Raw genomic sequence first — 21,852 nt, forward strand, 5'->3', positions numbered from 1 at the left:
GACGGCGGCCGACGCCCGCGTCGCGGCGGCCGGGTGCGGCTGACCGTGGCGGCGGCGGCGCTGGGAGTGGCCGCCGCCGTCGCCGTGCCGTTCGGCCTGGCGGGGGACGGCGGCGACGGCGCCGAGGCGGAGACCTCGCTGGGGCCCATCGCAGCGCCTTCAGGTCCGGGCTGTGTGGCCGAGGAGTGCGAGGGCAAGGCGCCGCTGCCGATGCGGTGCGGCGCGCCCGGGAAGCGGGAGAACCTCGCCACGGGCCGCGGGAGGGACGGACAGCGGATCGAGCTCCGCTTCGCCTTGGACTGCCGCACGGTGTGGGTGCGCGCCACCTGGCTGGAGGTGGGGGACCGGGTCCAGCTGACCGTGCCGGGCGCAGAACCCAAAGAGGTACGAGCCAGGGACGAGCGGGACGCGGCACGCTATCTCGTGACCCCGATGACTGCCGTGGAAGACCCCGAGGGAGCGCGGGCCTGTCTGGAGCCGGCGGACGGCGGCGAGCGGGTGTGCATCCCGGATCCGCCCAAGTAACCCGTTGGTTCGACGGGTTGACACGTGTCTTATGGTGATCAGGCGCGTATGGCGGGCCATGACCCGCTTGCCATGGCGCGCGCACATCAACCAGCGGCCGGGGGAACACTGCCGCTACGGGGAGAGGTTGATCATCATGCCGCGACACCGGCTCACCGCGCCCACCGCGCCCACCGCGCTCACGGCGCCCACCGACTCGGCGGGCGTCCTCGACTGCCCCTGTCGTCGCTTCACGACAGCGGGTTGACCCGAGCGGACTGATCCGCGCGCGTCACCTCCGCCTCTTCGGACGTACCCCCCGCCTGCGCTCACGACGAAGGAATGCACCCTTGCGCCCCAGACCGGGTTTGCTCAGAGCCAGATCACCGAGATCCGGCGCTTTCACCCCCGTCATCACCTCGGTAGCCGCTCTGGCCGTCCTCGGCGGCCTGGCGGTCCAGCCCGACCCGCTCGGCCAGGAAACCGCGCAGCGGGTCGAGCCGGCGGGCAACTCCTATGACTGGTTCGAGGACACCCCCGCCGAGCAACTGCGGCAGGACCAGTGCCTGATGGCCGACGTGCTGCGGCTGGGCGGGCCGACCATGGCCGCCACCGCGCAGGACGGACTCAACCAGCCGCAGGACAAGCTCCACACACTCGCCGACCGGCAGTACTGGGAGAAGACCCCGCTGGCCCAGGCGTACAAGAAGGACAAGGAGGCCGCGTCCAAGGACCTGGACGCCCTCTACGCCAAGCGGGACGAATGGGGGAAGCCTCTCGACGGACTGGAGACTCCCGGCGGCTTCACCGTGACCGGCTTCCACTGGCCTCCGGGTTCGCCTGGGGACGGGAAGCAGAACTTCTACTCCCAGACCGGTCTGACCAAGTGGATCGCCGACCGGTTCTGGAAGAGCGAGAGCGACTTCTACGAGGACCCCACGCCGGAGGCGGACGAGAAGACGCTCAAGGCCGTCGACGACCTGGGCAACCCCCTCTACGGGAAGGACCCCGACCCCGGTCTGCCCTCCGACGAGTGGAACCGCGCCCTCGCCGAGCGCGACGGGTTCGAGCACCTGCACGGTTTCGCGTTGGAGCCCGCGGGCGCGGACAACGCCCGGATCTTCCTTGCCTCCGGCGGATTCCCCCGTACCGCTCCCCAGCCGGGGTCGGCGGAGTTCCGCATCGCGGTCGAGGACCTGAAGACGAGGTTCGCCTCGTGCGCGTGGCGCGACCCGATCGATCCGAGCAAGGTGATGGGCTCGGTCACCGGGGCCGCCGCCGCAGAGTGGCAGCAGGAGATCGCCTCCCAGGCAGCGCAGCGCAACCAGATCCTGAACGCCAACAAGGACGCTGCCAAGGCGCTCACCGCCGGTGCGAAGGCGCTGGGCGAGATGCTGGGGCACTCCTGGGTCGCGGATCACCTCGCCCAGTGGCAGGACTACTGGTCGGCCGGCGGGGTCGGCTGGATCGGCGACAGTCCCGTGGTCGTCGAGGTGCCCGGCGCGAAGGGCAAGTGCCTTGACGTCGCCGGGGCCAAGAAGACCAACGGCACGCCGGTCCAGGTCTACAAGTGCAATGGCTCCGCGGCGCAGAAGTGGACGCTGGAAGGCAATGGCCGGGGCCTCCACCTGCGGAACACCAACTCCCAGAAGTGTCTCGAAGTGTCGGGCGGGAAGGCCGAGAACGGCAGGAAGATCCAGATCCGGACCTGCAACGGCAGCCCGGCGCAGACGTGGGACTCCAATATCCGCGCTGCCAGCCCCCTGAAGAACACCGGCACCGGCAAGTGCCTCGACCTGCCCAACTTCACCAACAGCTCCGATGCGCGGCTGTGGACGTGCGGCAGCACCTCGCGCCAGAAGTTCCGGGTCAAGCCGTCGGGCCACAAGGGCACCGACAGCCTGAGCTACCCGGACAAGGCGCAGTTCTACAAGGCGAAGAAGGGTGTCGCGAACGCGCGGGCCGCGGCGAAGCGGCAGCTCGCCGTACTCAAGGCACAGGCCGCCGCGGCGAAGTCGGCGGCCGACGCCTCCGACACGGCCGAGAAGGCCGCCTACGCCATCGCGGACGGCAACGGCGCGCCCCGCGGCCGCGGCCTGCTCGTCGGTCAGCAGAAGGCACAGGTCACCATGGGCGCGGCCGCCGCGTTGGAGGCGATGGTGAAGGCCGGCGAGACCGCCGAGGCCGCCACCCGCGCGTCCGCCGGGGACAGCCAGACCATCATGCAGCGTGCGCTGGCCCAGGCCGCCCAGTCGAAGGCGGAGTTCCGGAAGGAAGCGGCGTACATCGCCGAGCAGCAGGCCAAGGCCGCGGCGGACGCGGCCAAGACGCACCGGGACAACGCCAAGAAGGACAAGGAGACCGCGCAGGCCAAGCTCGCCGAAGCCCTGAAGGCGGAGGCGGCCGCGAAGGCGGCGGCCGCCGAGGCCCATGCGAAGCGGCTGTCCGCGGAGGCCGAAGAGAAGACGGCGAAGAAGGAGAAGGAGACCGCCGCGGCCAAGCAGGCCGAGGCGGCACAGCACCGCAAGAGCGCCGAGGCACACGCCACGGCGGCGAAGAACGCCAAGGACAGGGCCGAGGCCGCCGAGGCCACCGCGGTCGAGAAGAAGAACGCCGCCCAAGGCGCCCGCGACAAGGCCCGTGATCTGCGGGACGACGCCTGGGACGCCGAGCAGAAGGCTGACGCCGCACGCGCCAAGGCGGACGCGAAGGAGGCGTACGCCCAGGCCCGTGCGTCGGACGCCAACGCCAAGGAGGCCAGGGCGGCGGCGGACGCCGCGGACCTGCACGCCTCGGACGCCGAGGCGGCGGCGGGGAAGGCCCGTGCCGCGGCGAACGCCGCGACGCAGGCGGCGGCCGACGCCGACGCCGCGGCCACCCGCGCCGAAGCGGCCGCCAAGCGCGCGCGTTCAGACGCGGACGCCGCTCAGGCGGCGAAGCTGAAGGCCGATGCCGCGGTGAAGACCGCGACCAGTGCCGCCGCGGACGCCATCAAGGCCGCGGAGCACGCCGCCGCGGAGGCGAAGACCGCGGTGGAGCTGGCCGACGAGGCGGAGAAGAAGGCCAAGACCGCCAAGTCCCACGCGGACGAGGCGAGCAAGGAGGCGGGCAAGGCGCTGGCGGCGTCGGCGAAGGCCGCGGGCTTCGCCCATGTCACCGCCCAGGCCGCCGTGGACGCCGGGAACTCCGCATCGCAGGTCGCCAAGCCGGCGAACGACGCGATCCAGCTGGGCTCCCCCTATGTCACCACCGACTCCGCCGCGAGCCTGGTGGTGCTGACGGGGCAGGCGTCCAAGTCGATCGCCGAGCGCCAGAAGGCCGTCGCCGACGCCCACGCCAAGAACGCACAGCAGGAGGCCGCTGCCGCCAAGGCGCTGGCGGAGGCCGCCCAGGGAGACGCGAAGGCCGCCTACCAGCACGCCGCGAACGCCGCCTCCCACGCGGCCAGGGCCCGCACCTACGCCAAGGAGGCACTGGGCTACTCGGCGGACGCCGCCATGGCCGCGTCCAAGGCGGCGCAGTCACTGGCGCGGACGATCGACCACGGCAGCAAGGCGGCGCAGGACGCGGCCGCCGCGGACAAGGCGGCCGGGCGCGCCGAGGGTCACGCGAAGGACGCCCGCGCCTCCGCCGACCAGGCCGCCCTGGACGCCCAGGCCGCACGCGACGCCGCCGCGGCGGCGGAACAGGCAGCCAAGGACGCCCGCGCCGCCGCCCAGCGCGCCGACACGGCCGCCACCGAAGCCGAACAGGCGGCGAAGGACGCCCAGAAGTACGCCGAGGAGGCCCAGCGGGCCGCCGAGGCCGCCGAGCGGAAGAAGGCCAACCAGCAGGTCGCGAGCGGTGCGGGCACCGGGATCGGCGGCACGTTCTACGTCGTGGACGAGGACAGCGTCGAGGTCACCGACGCCAAGCAGCTGAACGACTGCGTCATCGAGCCCGGCTTCACGGGCTGCACCGTCTCCTTCAAGGTGACGTTCAGCGCCACGGTCGACTTCTACCTGTGCACCAACCCCGACGTGCCGGCCACGGCCTCCGGCTGCCCCTCGTCGGACACGCTGCTGCTCGGCACCGACACCTTCAAGGGCCTGACGAAGGAGGTCACCCAGTACTTCAGCAAGTGGGACCTCATCCAGCAGACCGTCGTATACAAGGTTCTGAAGGCGGTCCTGGTCCAGGACTTCGTCGACTGCTGGCACGGCAGCGCCAGCGGCTGCGCCTGGGCCGCGTCCAACTTCATCCCGGGCAAGGCGTTCGGCAAGGTCGCCGAGGCGATCCGCGCACTGGACGCGGCGCTGCACACCGGGGTCGGAGTCGCGGACGCGTTCAAGGCGCTGAAGGCCCTGGACATCGACCCGGCGAGCCTCGCCAAGCTCCAGGGCACGGTCAACGCGTACGAGGACGTGGTCACCGCCTGCAAGGTCAACAGCTTCCCGGGCAGTACCCGGGTGCTGATGGCGGACGGCTCGCACAAGGCGATCCGCGATGTGCGGGCGGGTGACCTGCTGCTCGCCGCGGACCCGGAGACCGGGCGGTCGACGGCGCAGCCGGTGACGGACACCTTCCGGCACCCGACCCGGCGGCTGGCGGACATCACCCTGGCGGACGGCTCCCTGACGAGCACGGTCGGCCACCGCTTCTTCGTGGCAGGCCGCGGCTGGACCCAGGTCGCCGATCTGCGCGTGGGCGACCGGCTCCGTACTCCGGACGGCACTCTTCACGCCGTGACGGGCCTGCGGGACCGGGACGGGCTGTCGCCGCGTGAGGTGTTCGACCTGACGGTCGACGAGCTGCACACGTTCTACGTCAGCACCGCAGGCGAGCGTCCGCAGGACGTCCTCGTCCACAACTGCACCAACATCGTCGCCGACGAGGGCATCAGCGGAGCACACACCCTGGCGGATCATGTTCGCAAGTCCGATGGGCAGATGGCGGACAAGGCGGAGAAGGCGAAGAACGGCATTGCGACCAGGTGGACGGACCAGGCGACCGCCGCGCGCGCCGTCGACGAGGCCATGAAGCAGTGGATCAAGCAGCCGGGCAAGGCCGAGGAGCTCAGTGCCTGGATCCAGAAGCGGGCCCAACAGGTCGGCAAGGGCAAGGGCTTCGACCCGAGGACCGATCTGAAGACGATCCGCTGGGAACTCAGGGGCGAAACGAACCTCGGCCAGAAGTGGGTGAAGAACGGCCCGCAGAAAGTGGACGCGGGCAATGTGGTGATCATCCAGCTGAAGTACGTGCCCAAGAAGGAGCACTCGTCCAAGTACGTTGTCTACACCGCCTACCTGGAGGGCCGCTGACCGTGACGGGCGAGGACGAGGAAGAAGCCCCAGCACAGCACGAGTACTTCGAAGACATCTTTGTGGAGGACATCGGGCTGACCTGGGTGACCTCGAAGTGGGACATCCCGGATGCGCTCTCGCCGGAGGACGCCGAGCAACACCTCCCCGAGGGAGGACCGGCCGCATGGTGGCTCACGCTCCCGGCGTCGGCGGTGGAAGAGTTCGACCGGTCGAAGGCCCGGCAGTTCGGGCAGGACGTCCGCCGTCTGGTGGAGTCGTCCCTTCCGGACGAGACGATCCGTACGGCATGGCTCGGCGCCACGCACGGATGCTTCGATCCTGCCGAGTACGGCTTCGACGCCCGTACCTGGCTGCGGAAGCTCGAGGAGGCGTGGCTCGCCCGCGTCCGGCAGGACGAACCTGCGTTCGCGCCTCCGTCACCGCAGCCGGTGGCTGACGAGGACCTGCGTCACGCTGTTCTGCAGGCGATCCGTCCGGTGGCGGACGACCTGAGCCGTACCGTGACGGCCGCCTCGTACGGAACTCCGGCGGCCGGTCTGGTGCCCGCACTGGAGCAGGTTGTCACCCAGGTCTGCGCCGACCTGGGCTACCGGCTGTTCCTGCGTGCGATGAAGGCGTACTTCGTCGAGATCGACAAGAAGAGCCACGATGCGTTCATCGCGCTCGGGGAGCGGTTCGGCTATCCGAAGTACCTGGTAGGAGACGGTCTGAACTACCGCGAGTGATGTGGAGCGCCCGTCTCCCGGCCCGCGCCGTGTCCCTCACGGCGCGGGCCGCCGTCGTTGCGCGGGAACGCCCCCGCACGACCTCGCAGCCTGCTCGGGGCGCACAAGGGGCGCGCGTATTAACCCGTACGCTCCTGTTTACCCTCATGTCCGGAACTGCCACCCTGAAACCGGGCATCCCACCCGGTAGTGCGGTGACACGCTCCCGGGCATCCGCCCGGGCGACAAGGGGGAGCGCATGCCTCGTTGGAGGGAGCTGCCGGGGGATCTCGACCCGCAGGTCCGGGAGTTCGTCGGCCAGCTGCGCAGGCTGGTCGACCGCAGCGGGCTGGGCGTCGCCGCCGTCGCGGATCGCACCGGATACAGCAGGACGTCCTGGGAGAAGTATCTGGACGGGCGGCAGCTCGCGCCCCGCGGCGCGGCCCTCGCGCTGGCGGAGGCGACCGGCGCGGAGCCGGCGCATCTGATCACCATGTGGGAGTTCGCCGAGCGGGCGTGGAGCCGCGCGGAGATGCGCCACGACATGACGATGGAGCAGATGCGCATCGCGCAGGCGCGGGCGGCCCTCGGCGAGTTCGGGCCGCCCACGAACCCTCCGCCGGGCCCGCAGCCGGGCCCGCAGCCGGGTCGCCGCGGAGCCGCCCGGCCGGCCGGGGGAGGCGCGCGTCCGCGCAGCCCGTACGACTCCGGGCCGCACGACGGCCGCGGTTCCGCCCCAGGGGCCGGCAGCAGCACCTACGGCGCGCACGGCGGCAGACGAAAGGTCGGTCTGTTCCTCGCCGGGACGGTCGGCGCGCTGCTGACCACCGCCGGCGCGGTCCTCCTCGTCGACCTCGGCGGCTACGGGGGCGGCGACTCCGGCAAGGGCGCGTCCGCCTCCCCGTCTCCCGGCGGCTCCGCCGGCCCCACGCTCCCGCCGGGCGTCAAGTGCGGCGGCGCGGACTGCACAGGCCAGGACCCGGAGGCGATGGGCTGCGGCGGCCGGTTCGCCAGGACCGTCGCCCGTACGACGCTGGGCACGGCGACCCTCGTCGAACTCCGCTACAGCACCACGTGCGAAGCGGCCTGGGCCCGCATCTCGGGCGCGGCGCCCGGCGACACCGTCCGGATCGCGATCGACGGCGAGGCGGCCCAGAGCAGCCGGGTCGCGGCGGACGACCCGGCGACCCCCGGACAGGCCCCCGACACCGACACGTACACCCTGATGACGGCCGCGGGCGACCCCGCCGCGGCGCGCGCCTGCGCCACGCTGGCGAGCGGCACGTCCGGCTGCACGCCGCGCGTTTCCCCGCCTGTCTCGCCGCCCGTTTCCCCCTCTGCCGACCCCTCCCAGTGAGCCGCGCCACAAGGGTCGACCGATTGGGGCGGGCCCGGGTCGGATAGCCTGACCGCTGGATATCTCTTCACGTCAAGATTCGGGCGTGGGCGCGCGGCGGCTCACAAGGCGGCGGGCGGACGTCTGGACCGGGGGCGGAAGGGGTGTTCAGCACGAGGGGCACCCGACCCCCACCGCCAGCTGTCTTACGGAGATCGCCATGACCCGCACCCCCGTCAACGTCACCGTGACCGGCGCGGCCGGCCAGATCGGCTACGCGCTGCTCTTCCGCATCGCCTCCGGCCACCTGCTCGGCCCGGACGTGCCGGTCAGCCTCCGCCTGCTGGAGATCACCCCGGCGCTCAAGGCCGCCGAGGGCACCGCAATGGAGCTCGACGACTGCGCGTTCCCGCTGCTCCGCGGCATCGAGATCACCGACGACCCGAACGTCGCCTTCGACGGCACGAACGTCGGCCTGCTCGTCGGCGCCCGCCCGCGCACCAAGGGCATGGAGCGCGGCGACCTGCTGGAGGCCAACGGCGGCATCTTCAAGCCGCAGGGCAAGGCCATCAACGACCACGCCGCGGACGATGTGAGGGTCCTGGTCGTCGGCAACCCGGCCAACACCAACGCCCTGATCGCCCAGGCCGCCGCCCCGGACGTGCCGGCCGAGCGCTTCACCGCGATGACCCGCCTGGACCACAACCGCGCGATCTCGCAGCTCGCCGCCAAGACCGGCGCGGCCGTCTCCGACATCAGGAAGCTGACGATCTGGGGCAACCACTCGGCGACCCAGTACCCCGACATCTTCCACGCGGAGATCGCCGGCAAGAACGCCGCCGAGGTCGTGAACGACGAGGCATGGCTCGCCGACACCTTCATCCCGACCGTCGCCAAGCGCGGCGCGGCGATCATCGAGGCCCGCGGCGCGTCCTCCGCCGCCTCCGCCGCGAACGCCGCGATCGACCACATCCACACCTGGGTGAACGGCACCGCCGAGGGCGACTGGACCTCCATGGGCATCCCCTCGGACGGCTCCTACGGCGTCCCCGAGGGCCTGATCTCCTCCTTCCCGGTCACCTGCAAGGACGGCAAGTACGAGATCGTCCAGGGCCTGGACGTCAACGACTTCTCCCGTGCCCGCATCGACGCGTCGGTGAAGGAGCTGGAGGAGGAGCGCGAGGCGGTCCGCGGTCTCGGCCTGATCTGAGCCTGAACCCGGGCCTGACCCAGGCCGCACGGCTTCGGGCATCTGTGGGGCGCTGCGCCGAGCAGCGCCCCACAGCGCTGTTCAGGGCAGGGCTGCCCAGACCTCCTGGCGGGCCATGGCCGTCCTCACCCTGCCCCTCCCGGCCTGGCGGCGGGCGCGCCGGCAGGCGGCGGCCGGGCGCTGTCGGACGGCCCGAGCCCGAGGTGCGCCGCAACAACCTCTGACGCTGCTGTTGCCCGGGGCGTCGCGCCGCGCTCGTCGGGTCCGCTGTGCCGATCCCCGGGTGGCGCTACGCGGTCAGAACTCGCCGTCTCCCCCGGCGAAGTGCACCGGGCTGACGAGGGCGATGCGGATGATGCCGGGCTCGGGCGGCGGGGCGTCGTAGACGTAGGTGACGGTGAGGGCCGGCCGCTCGGCGTTTCCTTCGAGGCGGGTGGTGTACAGCTTCATCCGCCCTGCCGCGCTTGTGGCGCGGCGCCCGAGTTCGGGGTTCTTCTCCAATTCGGCGCGGAGGGCTTCGACTGCCTCGAGTGCTCTGCCGCCGACGGCGACACAGCGGCTCCGGGCCTCGCTGGTGATCTCGGCGAGTACGTGGGGGTGCTCGGAGCTCAACGTGTGGCCTCCCGCGCCGCTTCGATCTCGGCGACAGCGGTGGCGACGGCGGAGTCAAACCCGGGGTCCTGGCGCGCCGTGATCCGGCCGCGGAACTCCTCGACAAGGCGCACGATGCCGGAGAGGTCGGCCGGGTCCGCATGGTTGAGGGCGCGGGCCAACTCGGCCTCGAAGTCGTCAGCGTCGCCGGGGAATCCGTAGCCCATCGTGAGGGCGGCGCGGAGTTCTCCGATGGTGCGCATGGGTGGAAGCTGCGGAGGGCCGGAGTCGGCGGGGTCCGTGGTCATGGCGGTCAGGTTTCCCTTTCGTCGTCTGTCTCAAGGTACCCGGGCACGGTCCACCCTGCCGGGTATCCGGGAGTGGGCAGCTGCTCACAGGGTCCGCAGCGGGTGTCGCAGTACCAGGCCGGGGGCAGAGCGTCCCGGTCCTGGCGGCGGGCGCGCCGGCGGGCGGCCGCCGGGCGCTGTCGGACGGCCCGAACCTGACGGTGCGCCCTACGAGCTCTGAGGGTCTTGTCACTGTGGGGCACTACGCTGTGTAGTGCCCCACAGTGCTCTGTACGGAGGGAGCGGTGACTCGATGTCCGTAGAGGCGGTCTTCCACTACACGTTGCCCGATACGCCGTATGCGATGTGGGTGCGGGACGAACTGCACGCGTACCTGCGTCTGCCGGAGGACGGCACGCGGGTCGAAGTCGTCGGGGGGGAGATCATCGTGTCGCCGGGACCCACGTTTGATCACAACGCCATCGTGGCCGACATTCAGGAAGGCCTGATTCTCGCCAAGGCGGGCGACTCCGCCTTCCCCTGGCGGGCGGTCCAGACCACGGACCTGAATCTGGTCGAGATCGGCGACGGCTACATCCCTGACCTCATCGTCATGGACGCGGACATAGTGGCCGAGGCACGCGCGGCGAAGTCGAAGCATCCGTTCTCGCACCAGCTCGACCTTGTCGTGGAGGTCACCTCTCCGACCAACGCGGCGTTCGACCGTGAGCCCGTCTTCGGCCGGGACCGCCCGAAGAAGACGAAGTGGACGGGGTATGCGCAGTGCGTCATCCCCTATTACCTGCTGATCGACCGCGACCCGAAGAACCCCGGTGTGACGCTCTACGCCAATCCGGACCGACGGGCCGGCCGCTATGAGGCCGTGGAGGAGTGGAAGTTCGGGGGCACGGTTGCGTTGCCGGAGCCGTTCGGCTTCTCGTTCGACACCAGCGCGTGGGAGCCGTGGGCCTGAGCCGCCGTCAGCAGCCCCGCGTGGCTCCGATCGGGTGGGACCGGCGGGGGCCGTACCAGCCCGAGGGCCGGCGGCGCAGCAGCCCGGGAGGCCTCCAGCGGAAGGGGGCAGGCCCGACGCCGAGCACAGTCAGACGTCTCCGCCACTGTCCCGGCGGGCACGCGGTTGGCATGCTGGCCACCATGAGCGCCAACGATCATTTCCCCGACAACGACGCGGCCGCAGCCGCAGCCGCTGGCGCGGCACAGGTGCTGCGCGCCCTCGCCCTCGACGAGAAGCTGAAGTGGCAGGTGCCCGAGGACCCCTTGCTCGGCCCCGTCGTCCGGCGGGTGGCCCGCCGCTATGTGGCGGGGCAGAGCCTGGACGACGCCCTCGACCGCGTCACGGACGTCCTTGCCAGAGGACACCGGGCGAACGCCGAGTACATGGGCGAGAGCTGTCGCGACCCGGAGCGCGCCGTGGCGGAGACGGACGTCTTCGTCGACGCCGCACGCAGGCTGCCCGCCGGCTGCTCGGTCTCGCTCGACCTCTCCCACATAGGTCTGGCGGTCGACGAGGAGCTGGCCCTGGAGAACGCCACGCGCATCGCCCGCGCCGCCGCCGACACCGGCCGCGAGATGGTCATCTCGGCGGAGGGCTCCGACCGCACGGACGCGGTGCTGGCCGTGCACCGCAGGCTGTGCGAGCGATTCGACCATGTCGGGATCACGGTCCAGGCGAGGCTGCACCGCACGGCTGAGGACCTCCCGGCGCTGCTCGCACTGCCGGGCCGCATCCGCCTGGTCAAGGGCGCGTTCCTGGAACCGGAGACAGCGGCCCTGGCCCGCGAGGACGCCGCGCTCCCCGCCGCGTACATGCGCTACGCGGAGCAGCTCGCGGATTCCGGCCATGCGTGCTCGTACGCCACGCACGACTGGGAGCTGATCCACCGGATCGACGAACTGCTCGGCGGGGCGGGGCGCGAGGACGCGCCCTGGGAGTTCGAGACCCTGCTCGGTCTGGGGCCCGACCGCATCGCGGCGATGGCCGAGCGCGGCCACCCGACGCGCGAGTACGTCGTCTTCGGCACCGAGTGGTGGCTCTACGTCTGCAACCGGCTGGCAGAGGACCCGCGGCGGCTGTTCCAGGCGCTCGTCGACGCCGCGGGCACCGGGCCGGACCAGTAGGCGGGCTGGGCGGCCGGCCTCGCCCAGGGGGCTGATCGGCGTCCTCGGCTCAGGCGCGGCGCCTTGAGCCGTAGCGGGCGGACGCCCAGCCACCCGCACAGGCGGCGAGGCCGAAGATCAGCCAGCCCGAGTCGTCGTCCGTGGCGGAGTAGTCGCGGCCTGCCACGACCACGGCTACGGCGGTCAGCGCGACGTAGGCGGCAAGGGTCACCACGCTGGCGACCGCGACTTCCTTCCACCAGGTCCAGACATCAAGTCGTTGCATATGTCCATCATCGCGTATGCCCGGCGCGGTTCAGGCCGAGGGGCTGCTCGCCGTCGCTCCGGGCGGGGGTGTCCGGCGCGACGGCGAGCAGCCGTGCCTCCTACCGGTGGATTTCCGGCGTCAGTCAGGGAAGCAGCTCGCTGGCGTTCTGCTCTCCGGTGGGGGTGGGCTGGAAGAAGTAATTGCCCGCCACTTGGGTGCCCGTATTGAACAGGTCCCCTGCCCGGCCTCCGATGTTGTCGCCGAGCTGCTTGTCGGCTTCCTTCCTTTCCTTGTCTGCCGCCTCGGGGTCGTCCTGGTAGACGTTCGGGCCGACCGTGTAGCGGAAGTCGTGCTGAATGCATGCGTCCATCGTCTGCTGCGAGATGGTGTCCGCCGGGATGGCGGTGCAGCCGTTGGAGTAGAAGCTTCGCTGCAGCTCCCCATCCGGGGCCGCGTCCAGCACCTTGTTTCTGACCTCGATGAACTGGTCATTGGGCAGCTGTGCGACCTTCTGGTACGTCGCACGGTCGAAGTCCGCGCCGGGGTGGTCGGCATCGGGGGCGCCGGGGCCTTCCCGGAGCTTGCCCGTGCAGGCGTCGAGCTGCTCCTCGAAGGCCAGGCTGCCGGAACGCTGGTCGTCGAGGCACTTCTCGTAGGACCTCTGGAAGAATTCGTCCACGGAGGGATCGGAGGAACTGGCGGCAGGGACGGTAGTCGCCGCCTGCGCGGTCGTGGCGCTGAGGCCGAGGCCGGTGATTCCGAGGGTTGCGGTGGCGACGCCCAGGCCCATCCGGCGCGCGGTGCGCGAATCCGGCGGTTTGCGGTGCTTTCCCATGGTTTGTTTCCGTTCGGTGGGTTATGGGAGCGAGGTCGCGATCTCACATGCGGAGATGTCGAATTCCGCCGCCGGGTTCCCGCCCGTGTAAAACCCTGGGGCCCCTCGAGCCAATGCCTGCGGAGTCCGTAGAGATCCCGTCCGGTCAGCTCGCCGGACTCCGCGGAGACATCTCCCCTCCCGTGCCGGACAGCGCGGCGGTCACCGCTCCGCCGCCGTACGCCATCGGGCGTGCACGGCCGCGATGCCCGGCGGGTTGAGCCGGTTCAGCCACCCGACCTCCCGCTCGGCCTCGTCGGCGTCGGACACGGCGAACACCACCACTGCCGCCGCTCCGTCGCCGAACGAGCCTTCGACGACCAGGTCTGCCAACGCCGCCACGCACGCCTCGTAAACCTCGTCACGCTGATCGACGCCAGCGAGAGTGCGGTTCCGCAGCCGCACGCACAGGTGCTCGAACAGATCGGACGCGATGCCCTCCAGCGCCCACTCCGCAGGACTCCAGCGGTAGTACTCGGCGTCCTCCGGATCGTCGGCCTGCATCCGGGCCAGGTGCGCTCGGGTGTTGGCCGCACAGCACACGGTCATCGCATCGGCATCGGAGTAGAGCGCGTAGCCGCTGTAGTCCGCAGCGGGCAGACTCGCGAACGCCGTCCGCGCCAGAGTCCGGATCTCGTTCCTCAGTTCATCCGCCATGCTCGGGGACCGGGGCGGCCGCGTAGGCGACAAAGGCCGCCCAGGGGGTGGGGGCGACGTCGAGGACGGGGCCGGTGGCGGGGGTGTGCTTGGAGTCGCGTATGTGGATGGCGGTGGGGTGGGCGGCGACCTCGACGCACTCGCCGCCGTCGCCACCGCTGTAGCTTGACTTGTGCCAGTCGTACGCGACTTCAAGGCAGTCCTGGCCGCCTCCGCCGCTGTAGCTGGACTTGAACCATGTGAGGTCGTTCATCTCTCTCCGTTCGCCAACTGCTGGATGAACTCGGCGGATTCCTCGGGGGAAAGGGCCTGGCTCTGGAGGATTCCATACCGCCTTGCGAGCTGACTGACCGTCCGTCGGCTGGTGATCAACTGACCCTTGTCCTGCACTTCGAGATACGCGCACATGTCCTTGCCTGGTGGCTCGACCAGGGTGAACGGACCACCGAACCCAGCATGGCCGGCGCGCTCGGTGGGCATCACTTGGATCTCGACGTGGCGAAGCTGGGTCACCTCAAGCAAGTAGTCCAGTTGCTTCCGCATCGCCTCCTGGCCCCCGACAGGGCGACGCAGAGTGACCTCTTCGAGGACGAAACTCAGGTGGGCTGTGGGCTTACGAGTGAGGAGTTGCTGCCGAGCCAGTCGAGCCGCAATCCGTCGTTCCACCTCCTCGTCTTCCAGGGCGGGGCGGTAGGCCAGGTGGACGGCACGGGCGTACTCCTCCGTCTGGAGCAGTCCGTTGATCAGCATATTGCCGTACACAGACAACGCCACCGCCTCCGCTTCGGCGTCCGCGAACGGCTGGAACCATGACGGATGCGGCTCCTTCAGCTGCTCCTCCACCACCGAGCTGAACACCTTCGGGATCTTGAACACCTTCTCCAGCTGCACCGCAAGGTCCATCTTCAGCGGTCGACGGCCCTGCTCCACGCTCCCGATCTGGGACTCGGAGAAGCCCGCCGCGTCCGCCAGGCCCCGCTGCGTGAGCTCGGCTTCTTCGCGGAGCGCGCGCACCTGGGTGCTCAGAATGCGCATGCTTACCGGCACGTTGTCGTCGTATTCGGTGCTGTCGTGGTCGGTCACGTCGACACTCCCTCGCAGGGTCGTACCAGAGCGGTGACGACCCGTACATCAGGTCCGTACACCGCGTGACTCTGGCGAGGCTAGCCACAGGCAGGCCACATTCGAGGTGTGATCCCACAAACCTCATACGAACGAAGTCCCTTACCCAGAACGGAGATTCTGGACACCGCCCGCCGCGCCCTGGACGACGATGCCCTGTCCCCGGACGAGGCCCGCGAGCTGGTGCGGCTGCTGCGGGTGCACGTGGGGCTGCTCGCGCCGCAGGTCGAAGAGCTCGCGCGCAGTCTGCCCGTGGGGGAGCAGGGGCGGAGTCTGGCTCTCGCGTCCGTCGAGGAGGCGCAGCGCAAGCTGCGGGCCGGGCCGACCGCGGGTATCGGGCCCGAGCGGCGGGCGCAGCAACTGGCGAGGATGTGCCGGGCATTGGTCTTTCATGAGGAGGAGTTGCGGCGGGCCCGGACGCGCACACTCAGTACATGAACGACTACAGTGAGGCACTGCCTGCCTATCGGACGATCAGGATGATCCGCCAGCCGGGACCGATCGCGGCGTTCGCGGAGGAGGAGGCGTGGCGGGCGCGGAAGGACTATCCGCGGCTCATGGGGTCCGGACTGCCCACGTACTTCTACACGCGGGAACGGGACATGGGCGGCTGGGAGATCCTCGGGGTGGGCGGCGAGACGCCGCAGGGCGCGCGGGACTCGCTCGCCGCGCGCTTCCGGCAGACCGCCGCGATGGACGGCAAGACCTCGCTCCAGCGGAAGAAGCTGACCGCCGCGGCGGAGAAGCTCGACTGGGTGCGGCTCGACGAGATGAAGGTGCTGGGGCGGCGCTACCGGGTGGTGCGGGCGGAGCCGTTCATCCGGATGGGTCCGGACGGGCCGGAGCCGCCGCGTCCTTCGGACCCGGACCCGGCGGACACGGGCGATGCGGAGCGACGGCCCGATCCGGTCACGGGCTTCGTCATCGACCCGTACACGGGGACGGGGGTGTCGGAGGGGCTGCTGAGGTTTGATCTGTCGCAGTTCGTGACCAAGGCGGGCGGGCCGGTGCCCAAGGAGATGTGCGAGGACTCCAAACGGGCGCGGTACACGCACCCCGGCGCGGTGCTGCTGCCCGTCGCCTTCGGGATCGCCGAGAAGGTCGACGGGCGGTGGCGGCCGCACAGCGGTCCCAGCGGCACGCCGCAGGACGCGCGCGAGACGCTGGCGATGTACTTCAGGGTCTTCGGGCCCGTACAGGAGGAGTGGAGCGAGGAGGTGCGGGAGGTCTACCGGGAGGCGGCGGAACGGCTCGACGCCAAGCGGGGCATGGGCGTCGTCGCGGCCGGGCGGCGCTTCCGCGTCGTACGCATCGAGCGCATGATCCGCATCGGCCCGGACGGCCCCGAACCGCCCCGCCCCTCCGACTGGGACCCCGACCCGCCGATCGGGCCCCACGTCCAGCAGCTCAAGGAGGCCGGCGAGTGGCGTGAGGAGGACGAGATGGAGCCGCCGAGCGAGGAGGCGCTGGAGATGCACGAGCTGCTGAAGGAGGAACTGGCCCGCCGCGAGGCGCTCCAGCAGCAGCGCAGGGCGCGCGCGGAGGAGGCGAGACGAGCGCGTCCGGCTCCGCCGGAATGACCGCGCGGCGAGTGACGGGTGCGGCGGACTGTCGCCTGTCCGCCGCACCGAAGAGGCGATCAACGCGGTGTGGGTGTCGGCTGGAGGGCGTGCCCATCCCACGGCCGGAATCAGAGGCCGCGTGTGCACGGTTCAGCAGTGACCCGACGATGAGGAACTGCACGGACGTGCTCAGGCGGTGTGCTGAGATGTGAGAGCAGATGGCGGCTGCGGCCCGCTGGTCAGCCGTCCTGTTCGGGCGCCGGCAGTCGGTAGCCGCCCATGATGTCGCTGAAGACATGCTTGTGCCGCTGCCACTCGGCCTTCGGGGCGGACAGGTAGATCACATGCTCCTTGCCGCCCGAGCGGCCGAACGCGAGGGCGGAGGCGCGCCACTCGCGGGCCGAGCCCTGCCAGGTGAACTCCCAGATCGCGGCAGGCAGTTCCCGGAAGCTGGTGCTCTGCATCCGCAGCTTCCGGTAGTCGGGCAGCTTGCCCTCCTGCACGGATGCGGCCTCGTCGTCCTTCCAGTGCTGGAGGGGGTCGGGGCCGGCGAAGTCGCGGACGGAGATCCGTATGCCCACCAGTCCGCTGGGGGAGACGTAGGCGATCTCGTTCCGCTCCTCGGCGCCGGACGGCAGCGTACGGGTCCAGCCGTCCGGCACGGGGAAGGAGACGCCGAGCTCCTTCTCCTCCACGAGGTGGTAGCCGTCGGGGAGCGGGGGCGGGGCGGGGCTCGCCAACGCCGACCCGGAGGCTGCCGGCTTTCCGGCCGCCGACCGCTCCGAGCCGCCTGCGTCGCCATTGCCGCGCAGGGCCGTCGCGCCGGCGACGGCGGCGCCTGCGAGGACTGCCAGGGCGGCCGCCCATACGGTCACCCGGCGCGCGCGGCCGGGGCGCGTGCGGCGCTGGCCGCCGTCGTCCTGGGGAGCGGCCTCGGCGGGCAGCACGGCGGTGGCGACGCGGGGCCGGGTGGGGGCATCACTCGTAACCCCGGCGGGGGCGCTCCCCGTCCTGCCTCCCGTCGCAGCCTCGGCCGTCGCCACCGTGTCCGGCTGCCGCAGCGAACGCTCCGCGGCCTCCGCCGACGGCCGCTGCTCCGGGTCCTTCACCAGCAGCGCCTCTATCAGCGGGGTGAGCGCCCCGGCCCGCCGCGGCGGCGTCAGCTCGTCGGCGGCTATCGCGTACGCCGTCTCCAGCGCGGTGGCCCTGCGGAACGGCGGGCTGCCCTCCACCGCCTGGTACAGCGTCGCGCCCAGCGACCACAGGTCGGACGCGGGCCCCGGCTTCCCGCCCCTGACCCGTTCCGGGGCCACATAGTCGATGGACCCGACCATCTCGCCGGTCTTGGTCAGGGTGGATGCGCCGGTGGCCACGGCGATGCCGAAGTCCGTCAGCACCACCCGGCCGTCGTCGCCGAGCAGCACATTTCCCGGTTTGACGTCGCGGTGCAGCACCCCGGCCGCATGCGCTGCCCGCAGTGCCGCCACCATGCCCCGGCCGATGCGCGCCGCCTCCTGGGGCGTCACCGGCCCCTGCTCCTTGATCACGTCGCCGAGCGTGCGCGAGGGCACATACTCCATGACGACGCATGGGCGTCCGCCGTCGTCGACGACGTCGTGGACCACGACGACATTGGGGTGGCTGATGCGGGCGGCGCTGCGTGCCTCGCGGCGGGTGCGCTCATACAGGGTGGCCAGCTCGTCGTCGGCCAGATGCGGCGAGGCGTGCAGCCGTTTCACGGCTACCTGCCGGCCGAGCAGTTCGTCCTCGGCGCGCCAGACGGTGCCCATGCCGCCACGGCCTATGCGCTCCAGCAGCCGGTACCTCCCGGCGACCAGCTGCCCCTCTTCCGCCGACACAACGCGCCCCTCCACCGCCCTTAGGTCATCGAGGCGACACGATAACCGGCGGCGGTTCGCCCGCTGCGGCCGCGTCTGCATCGTTGCCCTCCCCCGGTAAACGGGCGGCCGACGGCGACGCCCCGGTCACTGCGGCCGCCCGGACGGGCCCCGGTATCTGCCCGCCGCAGATGGGGCCTGCTTCCTGGGCCCGCTGCCGCACACCCGCGTGCACCTGGCGATGTACCGCTGATGTACGGCTGAGGGCGCTCCGCCCCCTCGCCCACGCCGTACACCGCAGCTGGAGCGGGCCCCTACGTGAGCGCGTCCAGCTCCGTCTGGATGAGCGCGCGGGCGTCGTCCCCGTAGACGGCGGCGTGCGGCCACCCCCGCTTCCACGTCGTCTGGGATGTCGTAAAAATCCACCACCCGTTTGAGTACGGCCCTGGCGTACTCGGGTGTCTGAAGGTGGCCCCACACGACCGTGTCGCAGTAGTGGCGGGAGTGCTGTGTGCTTCGCACCAGCTCAAGGACGGCCTCCTGGATTGGGCCGGTGCCCGAGTGAAGCAGCTCGTCCCAGTTCAGGTCCGCGCGCTGTTGCTGTGTCATGCGGCGAAGTCTGCCCAGCGAGTATGGGGCGGCTGAACCTCGTGGTCTGCCTGGCGCGCGCAATCGGGCGCAATCACCAGGAGGGTGGGTGGCATTTGCCGCATCCTGGATTCTCAACCGTCAGAACGGAGAAGTCCATGACGCTCAGGTTCCTCGGTACGACATCTGATGAAGGCGACTGCCCCACGCTGTACGAAGTGATCGAAACCGGCGACATCGTGGTGCAAGGGGACCGACTGGTGGACGCGCGGCATCTTGCTCAACTCCGCGATGTGAAGGAGTCGGAGACGTTCGTCGTCGTCCCGCGTGAGCTGCTCACGAAGTATGCGCCCAAGGAGTGACGTGGCCGACGTGGTTTCGTTCGCCCAAGTCACGGACCTCTTCCGTGCCTTCGAGCACACGGCTTGGAGACTGGAAACCCGGCGTGGATACGCCTCCGACCGCAAGAGCCCGAAGTGGGCGAGGTGGCTCAACGGTGAGGCGGTCGAGACCGATCCGGACAGCGCATGGCTGAGAAACGTGCGTGAGCAGACGCGTGAGGGGAAGCGATTCGAACGGGTACGCCTCGTTGATGACCCGCCCACCGACGGGCAGCTCTTTCTGCTGGCCAGCGGTCAAGGCAACGTTCAGGCGGGCGAGGACATCCGCAATATGTACCGGGCGGACGCCGAGCGGCTCAGGCTGCCCGACTTCGATTTCTGGCTGTTCGACTCACGCGTCGTGGTCAAGTTCCACTTCGACGCCGACGACGTGACTCTCGGAGTCGAGGTGATCGACGAGCCGGCCCAGGTGCTGGCCGCCTGCCAAGCACGTGATGCCGCGTGGCATCACGCTGTCCGTACCGCTGAGTTCCAGCGGCGGGTACGTTCCACCGTGTGAGTACGGACTTCCAGCGAGCCAGGGTGGCCCTCGGCGCGCGCCTTCGTGAGGTGCGCGCCGAGGCCGGCTTTGACGGCAAGGGGATAGCCGAGCGCCTCGGCTGGCAGCGCTCCAAAGTGAGCCGACTGGAGAACGGCAAGCAGACGCCCTCGATATCGGACCTGTCGGCCTGGGCGCTCGCAGTTGAACGCCCCGACCTCGTTGATGAGCTGAAGGCGCGCCTCACCGGTCTCGAGACCCGCTACCGGTCGTGGCGTCGCCAGCTCGCCAGTGGTCACCGGGCGCGGCAGGAAGCGTCGATCGTCGAAACCGATGCGGCCCGTTCCATCCGAGGTATGGAGGTTGCGCGCATCCCCGGGCTCTTGCAGACGGCGGAGTACGCCCGGCATGTCTTCACGGGCAATGCGGAATTCAGGGGGACGGTGAAGGACGCCGAAGAGGCCGTCCGCACCCGTATGCGTCGCCAAGAGGCGCTGTATGAGCCTGGCCGTCGTTTTCACTTTGTCGTGTGGGAGAGCGCGCTGCACATGCTCACCTGCCCGCGGGACGTCATGGCGGCGCAGCTCGATCGTCTCAGCGGGGTGATCGGGTTGGACTCTGTGCAGCTCGGCATCATCCCCTTGGGCGCTCGGCTACGCCGTGCTCCCACACATGGCTTCTGGATCTACGACCGGAGGCTTGTGATCGTCGAGACGGTCAACCTGGAGATGTGGCTCGACGACGAAGAGACCATCAAGCTTTACGAGCGAGCATGGGACTGGCTGGCGGAGTCGGCTGTCTATGGCCAACAGGCGCACCGCCTCATCTCGCGGGCGCGGACGTCGCTCACGGTCGAGTGAGCAACCCGCCTCATCGTGAGAGGCAGGGCCAGCAATCCGGAGCAATCATCACTCAGCTCATATAGACGACATCTAGCGTCTTGGGCATGAGTACCGGGACGACGCGGCTGACACCCCAGCCCTGCCACGCATGTGGCATCACCACCGATCACCCCGTCCGGGTCGGCGAGGTCCACGCCGCCAGCGGGCCCGGTCGGACCCTCTATGCCTGCCCTGCACATACGCCCCGCGTACCCGCCGTGCAGACACCCGCGGCGGCGCTCGCGGACGCCTTGCGGCGCAGCCGGGACTTCGGCACTGGGGTCTGAGAACTCCCCGCGCCCGGTCGGCGTACCGGCCAAGGCTTCCGGCCGGGGCGGGGTGAGGGCCCGGCGAGGCGGGCCCAACTGCATGTGCACGGCCGGGCGGGGAGAGGCCCCGCGCCGGGAGAGCGCACTTGGAGGTCACCATGCGGCACCTCACTGAGGCGGTCAAGACCGACCCCGGGGACGACGACGGACAGGGCGGCGGCGAGAGCGGTGGGTGCGGGGACGGGGACGGGTGCGGGCGTCAGTGATCTGCTCCCCGTGACCAGGGGCCGTGACCCGGAGCCGTGACCAGGCGCCCGTAGCACGTCCGCACATCGCTCAGTGAGAGGGGCGGGGAGGCCGATGCCTCTCCGCCCCTCCAGTGGAGGCAGGCACACACATGCACCACCACGGCTACACCTGGCTCGGCAGCGGCTTCGAGCTGCACCGTGACGGGCCGCGGCGGCATGGGCACCCCGACTTCGAGGCCAGTGGGGTGCCGCCGCTCGAAGTGGCGCAGTGGCTGCTGAAGTCTCCCCGGCTGATCCAGGGGTCCTGGGAGGAGGACCCGGATGGGGCGGCCCGCTGGTACGGGGAGCAGGCTCGGGCGCATGCCCGGGGGTTTGCCGATCCGCATGATCGGGAGGTGCTGGAGCGGCGCGTCCGGGGTGTGCCCGAGCGGCTTCGGCAGGGGCAGGACGCCGTCGGCGGGTGGTGGCTGGACGGGCGGCGGTTCCTCGCCGTGGTGCTTGTGGGGTGTTCGCCGCACGCTCTGCGTGCGGAATACCACTGTCCGCGACATTAGGTCACCCGTAGGCATCGAATAAGTGACGCCGAACACTTTCGAACGCGAATCGCGCATGC

The 21,852-nt window shown here is 70.6% G+C and carries 23 protein-coding genes; 14 read left to right on the forward strand and 9 right to left on the reverse strand.

The window, feature by feature from the left end; translation table 11 throughout:
- From QCN29_RS24025 to QCN29_RS24045, 5 genes are all read left to right on the forward strand, one after another.
- A partial coding sequence (locus tag QCN29_RS24025) for a DUF2690 domain-containing protein (RefSeq protein ID WP_279930709.1) occupies window positions 1-525 on the forward strand: 525 nt, incomplete at its 5' end.
- Between the two features lie 329 nt (window positions 526-854).
- Entirely contained in the window at window positions 855-5,804 is a 4,950-nt protein-coding gene (locus QCN29_RS24030) for an RICIN domain-containing protein (RefSeq protein ID WP_279930710.1), read from the forward strand.
- A gap of 2 nt (window positions 5,805-5,806) precedes the next feature.
- On the forward strand, window positions 5,807-6,532 hold the full coding sequence (locus tag QCN29_RS24035) for a hypothetical protein (RefSeq protein ID WP_279930711.1): 726 nt from the start codon (window positions 5,807-5,809) through the stop codon (window positions 6,530-6,532).
- 238 nt (window positions 6,533-6,770) lie between these two features.
- Window positions 6,771-7,868 (forward strand): helix-turn-helix domain-containing protein, encoded by a 1,098-nt coding sequence (locus QCN29_RS24040; protein WP_279930712.1) that lies wholly within the window; start codon window positions 6,771-6,773, stop codon window positions 7,866-7,868.
- Between the two features lie 199 nt (window positions 7,869-8,067).
- Window positions 8,068-9,057: a malate dehydrogenase gene (locus tag QCN29_RS24045; protein WP_240138754.1), complete on the forward strand. Its 990-nt coding sequence runs from the start codon at window positions 8,068-8,070 to the stop codon at window positions 9,055-9,057.
- Between the two features lie 297 nt (window positions 9,058-9,354).
- Here the strand turns inward: QCN29_RS24045 and QCN29_RS24050 are convergent, their stop codons facing one another.
- Window positions 9,355-9,669 (reverse strand): hypothetical protein, encoded by a 315-nt coding sequence (locus QCN29_RS24050; RefSeq protein WP_240138753.1) that lies wholly within the window; start codon window positions 9,667-9,669, stop codon window positions 9,355-9,357.
- Window positions 9,666-9,956, reverse strand: a complete 291-nt coding sequence (locus tag QCN29_RS24055) for a hypothetical protein (RefSeq protein ID WP_240138752.1) — start codon at window positions 9,954-9,956, stop codon at window positions 9,666-9,668. Before QCN29_RS24055 ends, QCN29_RS24050 begins: the two co-directional genes overlap by 4 nt.
- Window positions 9,957-10,248: 292 nt before the next feature.
- Here QCN29_RS24055 and QCN29_RS24060 point away from each other — a divergent pair, with 292 nt between their 5' ends.
- Both QCN29_RS24060 and QCN29_RS24065 read left to right on the forward strand, forming a co-directional pair.
- Window positions 10,249-10,908, forward strand: a complete 660-nt coding sequence (locus QCN29_RS24060; RefSeq protein ID WP_279930714.1) for a Uma2 family endonuclease — start codon at window positions 10,249-10,251, stop codon at window positions 10,906-10,908.
- Between the two features lie 182 nt (window positions 10,909-11,090).
- On the forward strand, window positions 11,091-12,074 hold the full coding sequence (locus QCN29_RS24065; protein ID WP_279930716.1) for a proline dehydrogenase family protein: 984 nt from the start codon (window positions 11,091-11,093) through the stop codon (window positions 12,072-12,074).
- Between the two features lie 49 nt (window positions 12,075-12,123).
- Here QCN29_RS24065 and QCN29_RS24070 read toward each other — a convergent pair whose 3' ends face one another.
- The 5 genes from QCN29_RS24070 to QCN29_RS24090 all read right to left on the reverse strand — a co-directional run bounded on the left by QCN29_RS24070 (window position 12,124) and on the right by QCN29_RS24090 (window position 14,935).
- The gene (locus QCN29_RS24070; protein ID WP_279930717.1) at window positions 12,124-12,339 is read right to left on the reverse strand and encodes a hypothetical protein; all 216 of its coding nucleotides are present in this window, start codon (window positions 12,337-12,339) and stop codon (window positions 12,124-12,126) included.
- Between the two features lie 124 nt (window positions 12,340-12,463).
- Entirely contained in the window at window positions 12,464-13,156 is a 693-nt protein-coding gene (locus tag QCN29_RS24075; protein WP_279930719.1) for a hypothetical protein, read from the reverse strand.
- Window positions 13,157-13,357: 201 nt separating this feature from the next.
- Complete coding sequence (locus QCN29_RS24080; RefSeq protein WP_279930721.1) at window positions 13,358-13,852, reverse strand: DUF4303 domain-containing protein; 495 nt, start codon at window positions 13,850-13,852, stop codon at window positions 13,358-13,360.
- Window positions 13,842-14,105 (reverse strand): DUF397 domain-containing protein, encoded by a 264-nt coding sequence (locus QCN29_RS24085; RefSeq protein ID WP_279930723.1) that lies wholly within the window; start codon window positions 14,103-14,105, stop codon window positions 13,842-13,844. Before QCN29_RS24085 ends, QCN29_RS24080 begins: the two co-directional genes overlap by 11 nt.
- Window positions 14,102-14,935 carry a helix-turn-helix domain-containing protein gene (locus QCN29_RS24090; RefSeq protein ID WP_279930724.1) on the reverse strand — a complete coding sequence of 278 codons (834 nt, stop codon included), beginning with the start codon at window positions 14,933-14,935 and terminating at the stop codon, window positions 14,102-14,104. Before QCN29_RS24090 ends, QCN29_RS24085 begins: the two co-directional genes overlap by 4 nt.
- Before the next feature lie 108 nt (window positions 14,936-15,043).
- Between QCN29_RS24090 and QCN29_RS24095 the strand changes: the two genes are divergently transcribed.
- Window positions 15,044-15,412, forward strand: a complete 369-nt coding sequence (locus tag QCN29_RS24095; protein ID WP_279930725.1) for a DUF6415 family natural product biosynthesis protein — start codon at window positions 15,044-15,046, stop codon at window positions 15,410-15,412.
- Window positions 15,409-16,554: a DUF5954 family protein gene (locus QCN29_RS24100; RefSeq protein ID WP_279930727.1), complete on the forward strand. Its 1,146-nt coding sequence runs from the start codon at window positions 15,409-15,411 to the stop codon at window positions 16,552-16,554. Before QCN29_RS24095 ends, QCN29_RS24100 begins: the two co-directional genes overlap by 4 nt.
- Window positions 16,555-16,775: 221 nt before the next feature.
- Here QCN29_RS24100 and QCN29_RS24105 read toward each other — a convergent pair whose 3' ends face one another.
- Window positions 16,776-18,395 (reverse strand): serine/threonine-protein kinase, encoded by a 1,620-nt coding sequence (locus QCN29_RS24105; RefSeq protein WP_279930728.1) that lies wholly within the window; start codon window positions 18,393-18,395, stop codon window positions 16,776-16,778.
- Window positions 18,396-18,521: 126 nt separating this feature from the next.
- Window positions 18,522-18,983 (reverse strand): Scr1 family TA system antitoxin-like transcriptional regulator, encoded by a 462-nt coding sequence (locus QCN29_RS37185; protein WP_398859827.1) that lies wholly within the window; start codon window positions 18,981-18,983, stop codon window positions 18,522-18,524.
- Window positions 18,984-19,120: 137 nt separating this feature from the next.
- On the opposite strand from QCN29_RS37185, the gene QCN29_RS24110 reads away from it, so the two are divergent.
- The 5 genes from QCN29_RS24110 (at window position 19,121) to QCN29_RS24130 (ending at window position 21,793) form a co-directional block, all read left to right on the forward strand.
- Complete coding sequence (locus tag QCN29_RS24110) at window positions 19,121-19,324, forward strand: hypothetical protein (RefSeq protein WP_279930729.1); 204 nt, start codon at window positions 19,121-19,123, stop codon at window positions 19,322-19,324.
- Between the two features lies 1 nt (window position 19,325).
- Entirely contained in the window at window positions 19,326-19,862 is a 537-nt protein-coding gene (locus QCN29_RS24115; RefSeq protein WP_279930730.1) for a DUF6879 family protein, read from the forward strand.
- A complete protein-coding gene (locus QCN29_RS24120; RefSeq protein ID WP_279930732.1) occupies window positions 19,859-20,701 on the forward strand; it encodes a helix-turn-helix domain-containing protein in 843 nt (280 codons plus the stop codon). Before QCN29_RS24115 ends, QCN29_RS24120 begins: the two co-directional genes overlap by 4 nt.
- An 86-nt stretch (window positions 20,702-20,787) precedes the next feature.
- Window positions 20,788-21,009: a hypothetical protein gene (locus QCN29_RS24125; RefSeq protein WP_279930734.1), complete on the forward strand. Its 222-nt coding sequence runs from the start codon at window positions 20,788-20,790 to the stop codon at window positions 21,007-21,009.
- Between the two features lie 379 nt (window positions 21,010-21,388).
- The gene (locus QCN29_RS24130) at window positions 21,389-21,793 is read left to right on the forward strand and encodes a hypothetical protein (RefSeq protein WP_279930735.1); all 405 of its coding nucleotides are present in this window, start codon (window positions 21,389-21,391) and stop codon (window positions 21,791-21,793) included.
- The last annotated feature ends 59 nt before the right edge of the window (window positions 21,794-21,852 follow it).

Source organism: Streptomyces chengmaiensis, assembly GCF_029846775.1.
Taxonomy (GTDB): domain Bacteria; phylum Actinomycetota; class Actinomycetes; order Streptomycetales; family Streptomycetaceae; genus Streptomyces; species Streptomyces chengmaiensis.

Bases quoted from the DNA above. Each gene is read 5' to 3' on its own strand.
- QCN29_RS24085 (WP_279930723.1), bottom strand. From the start codon at position 14,105: ATGAACGACCTCACATGGTTCAAGTCCAGCTACAGCGGCGGAGGCGGC.
- QCN29_RS24075 (WP_279930719.1), bottom strand. From the start codon at position 13,156: ATGGGAAAGCACCGCAAACCGCCGGATTCGCGCACCGCGCGCCGGATG.
- QCN29_RS24080 (WP_279930721.1), bottom strand. From the start codon at position 13,852: ATGGCGGATGAACTGAGGAACGAGATCCGGACTCTGGCGCGGACGGCG.
- QCN29_RS24125 (WP_279930734.1), top strand. From the start codon at position 20,788: ATGAGTACCGGGACGACGCGGCTGACACCCCAGCCCTGCCACGCATGT.
- QCN29_RS24055 (WP_240138752.1), bottom strand. From the start codon at position 9,956: ATGACCACGGACCCCGCCGACTCCGGCCCTCCGCAGCTTCCACCCATG.
- QCN29_RS24100 (WP_279930727.1), top strand. From the start codon at position 15,409: ATGAACGACTACAGTGAGGCACTGCCTGCCTATCGGACGATCAGGATG.
- QCN29_RS24065 (WP_279930716.1), top strand. From the start codon at position 11,091: ATGAGCGCCAACGATCATTTCCCCGACAACGACGCGGCCGCAGCCGCA.
- QCN29_RS24045 (WP_240138754.1), top strand. From the start codon at position 8,068: ATGACCCGCACCCCCGTCAACGTCACCGTGACCGGCGCGGCCGGCCAG.
- QCN29_RS24040 (WP_279930712.1), top strand. From the start codon at position 6,771: ATGCCTCGTTGGAGGGAGCTGCCGGGGGATCTCGACCCGCAGGTCCGG.
- QCN29_RS37185 (WP_398859827.1), bottom strand. From the start codon at position 18,983: ATGACACAGCAACAGCGCGCGGACCTGAACTGGGACGAGCTGCTTCAC.
- QCN29_RS24070 (WP_279930717.1), bottom strand. From the start codon at position 12,339: ATGCAACGACTTGATGTCTGGACCTGGTGGAAGGAAGTCGCGGTCGCC.
- QCN29_RS24060 (WP_279930714.1), top strand. From the start codon at position 10,249: ATGTCCGTAGAGGCGGTCTTCCACTACACGTTGCCCGATACGCCGTAT.
- QCN29_RS24130 (WP_279930735.1), top strand. From the start codon at position 21,389: ATGCACCACCACGGCTACACCTGGCTCGGCAGCGGCTTCGAGCTGCAC.
- QCN29_RS24110 (WP_279930729.1), top strand. From the start codon at position 19,121: ATGACGCTCAGGTTCCTCGGTACGACATCTGATGAAGGCGACTGCCCC.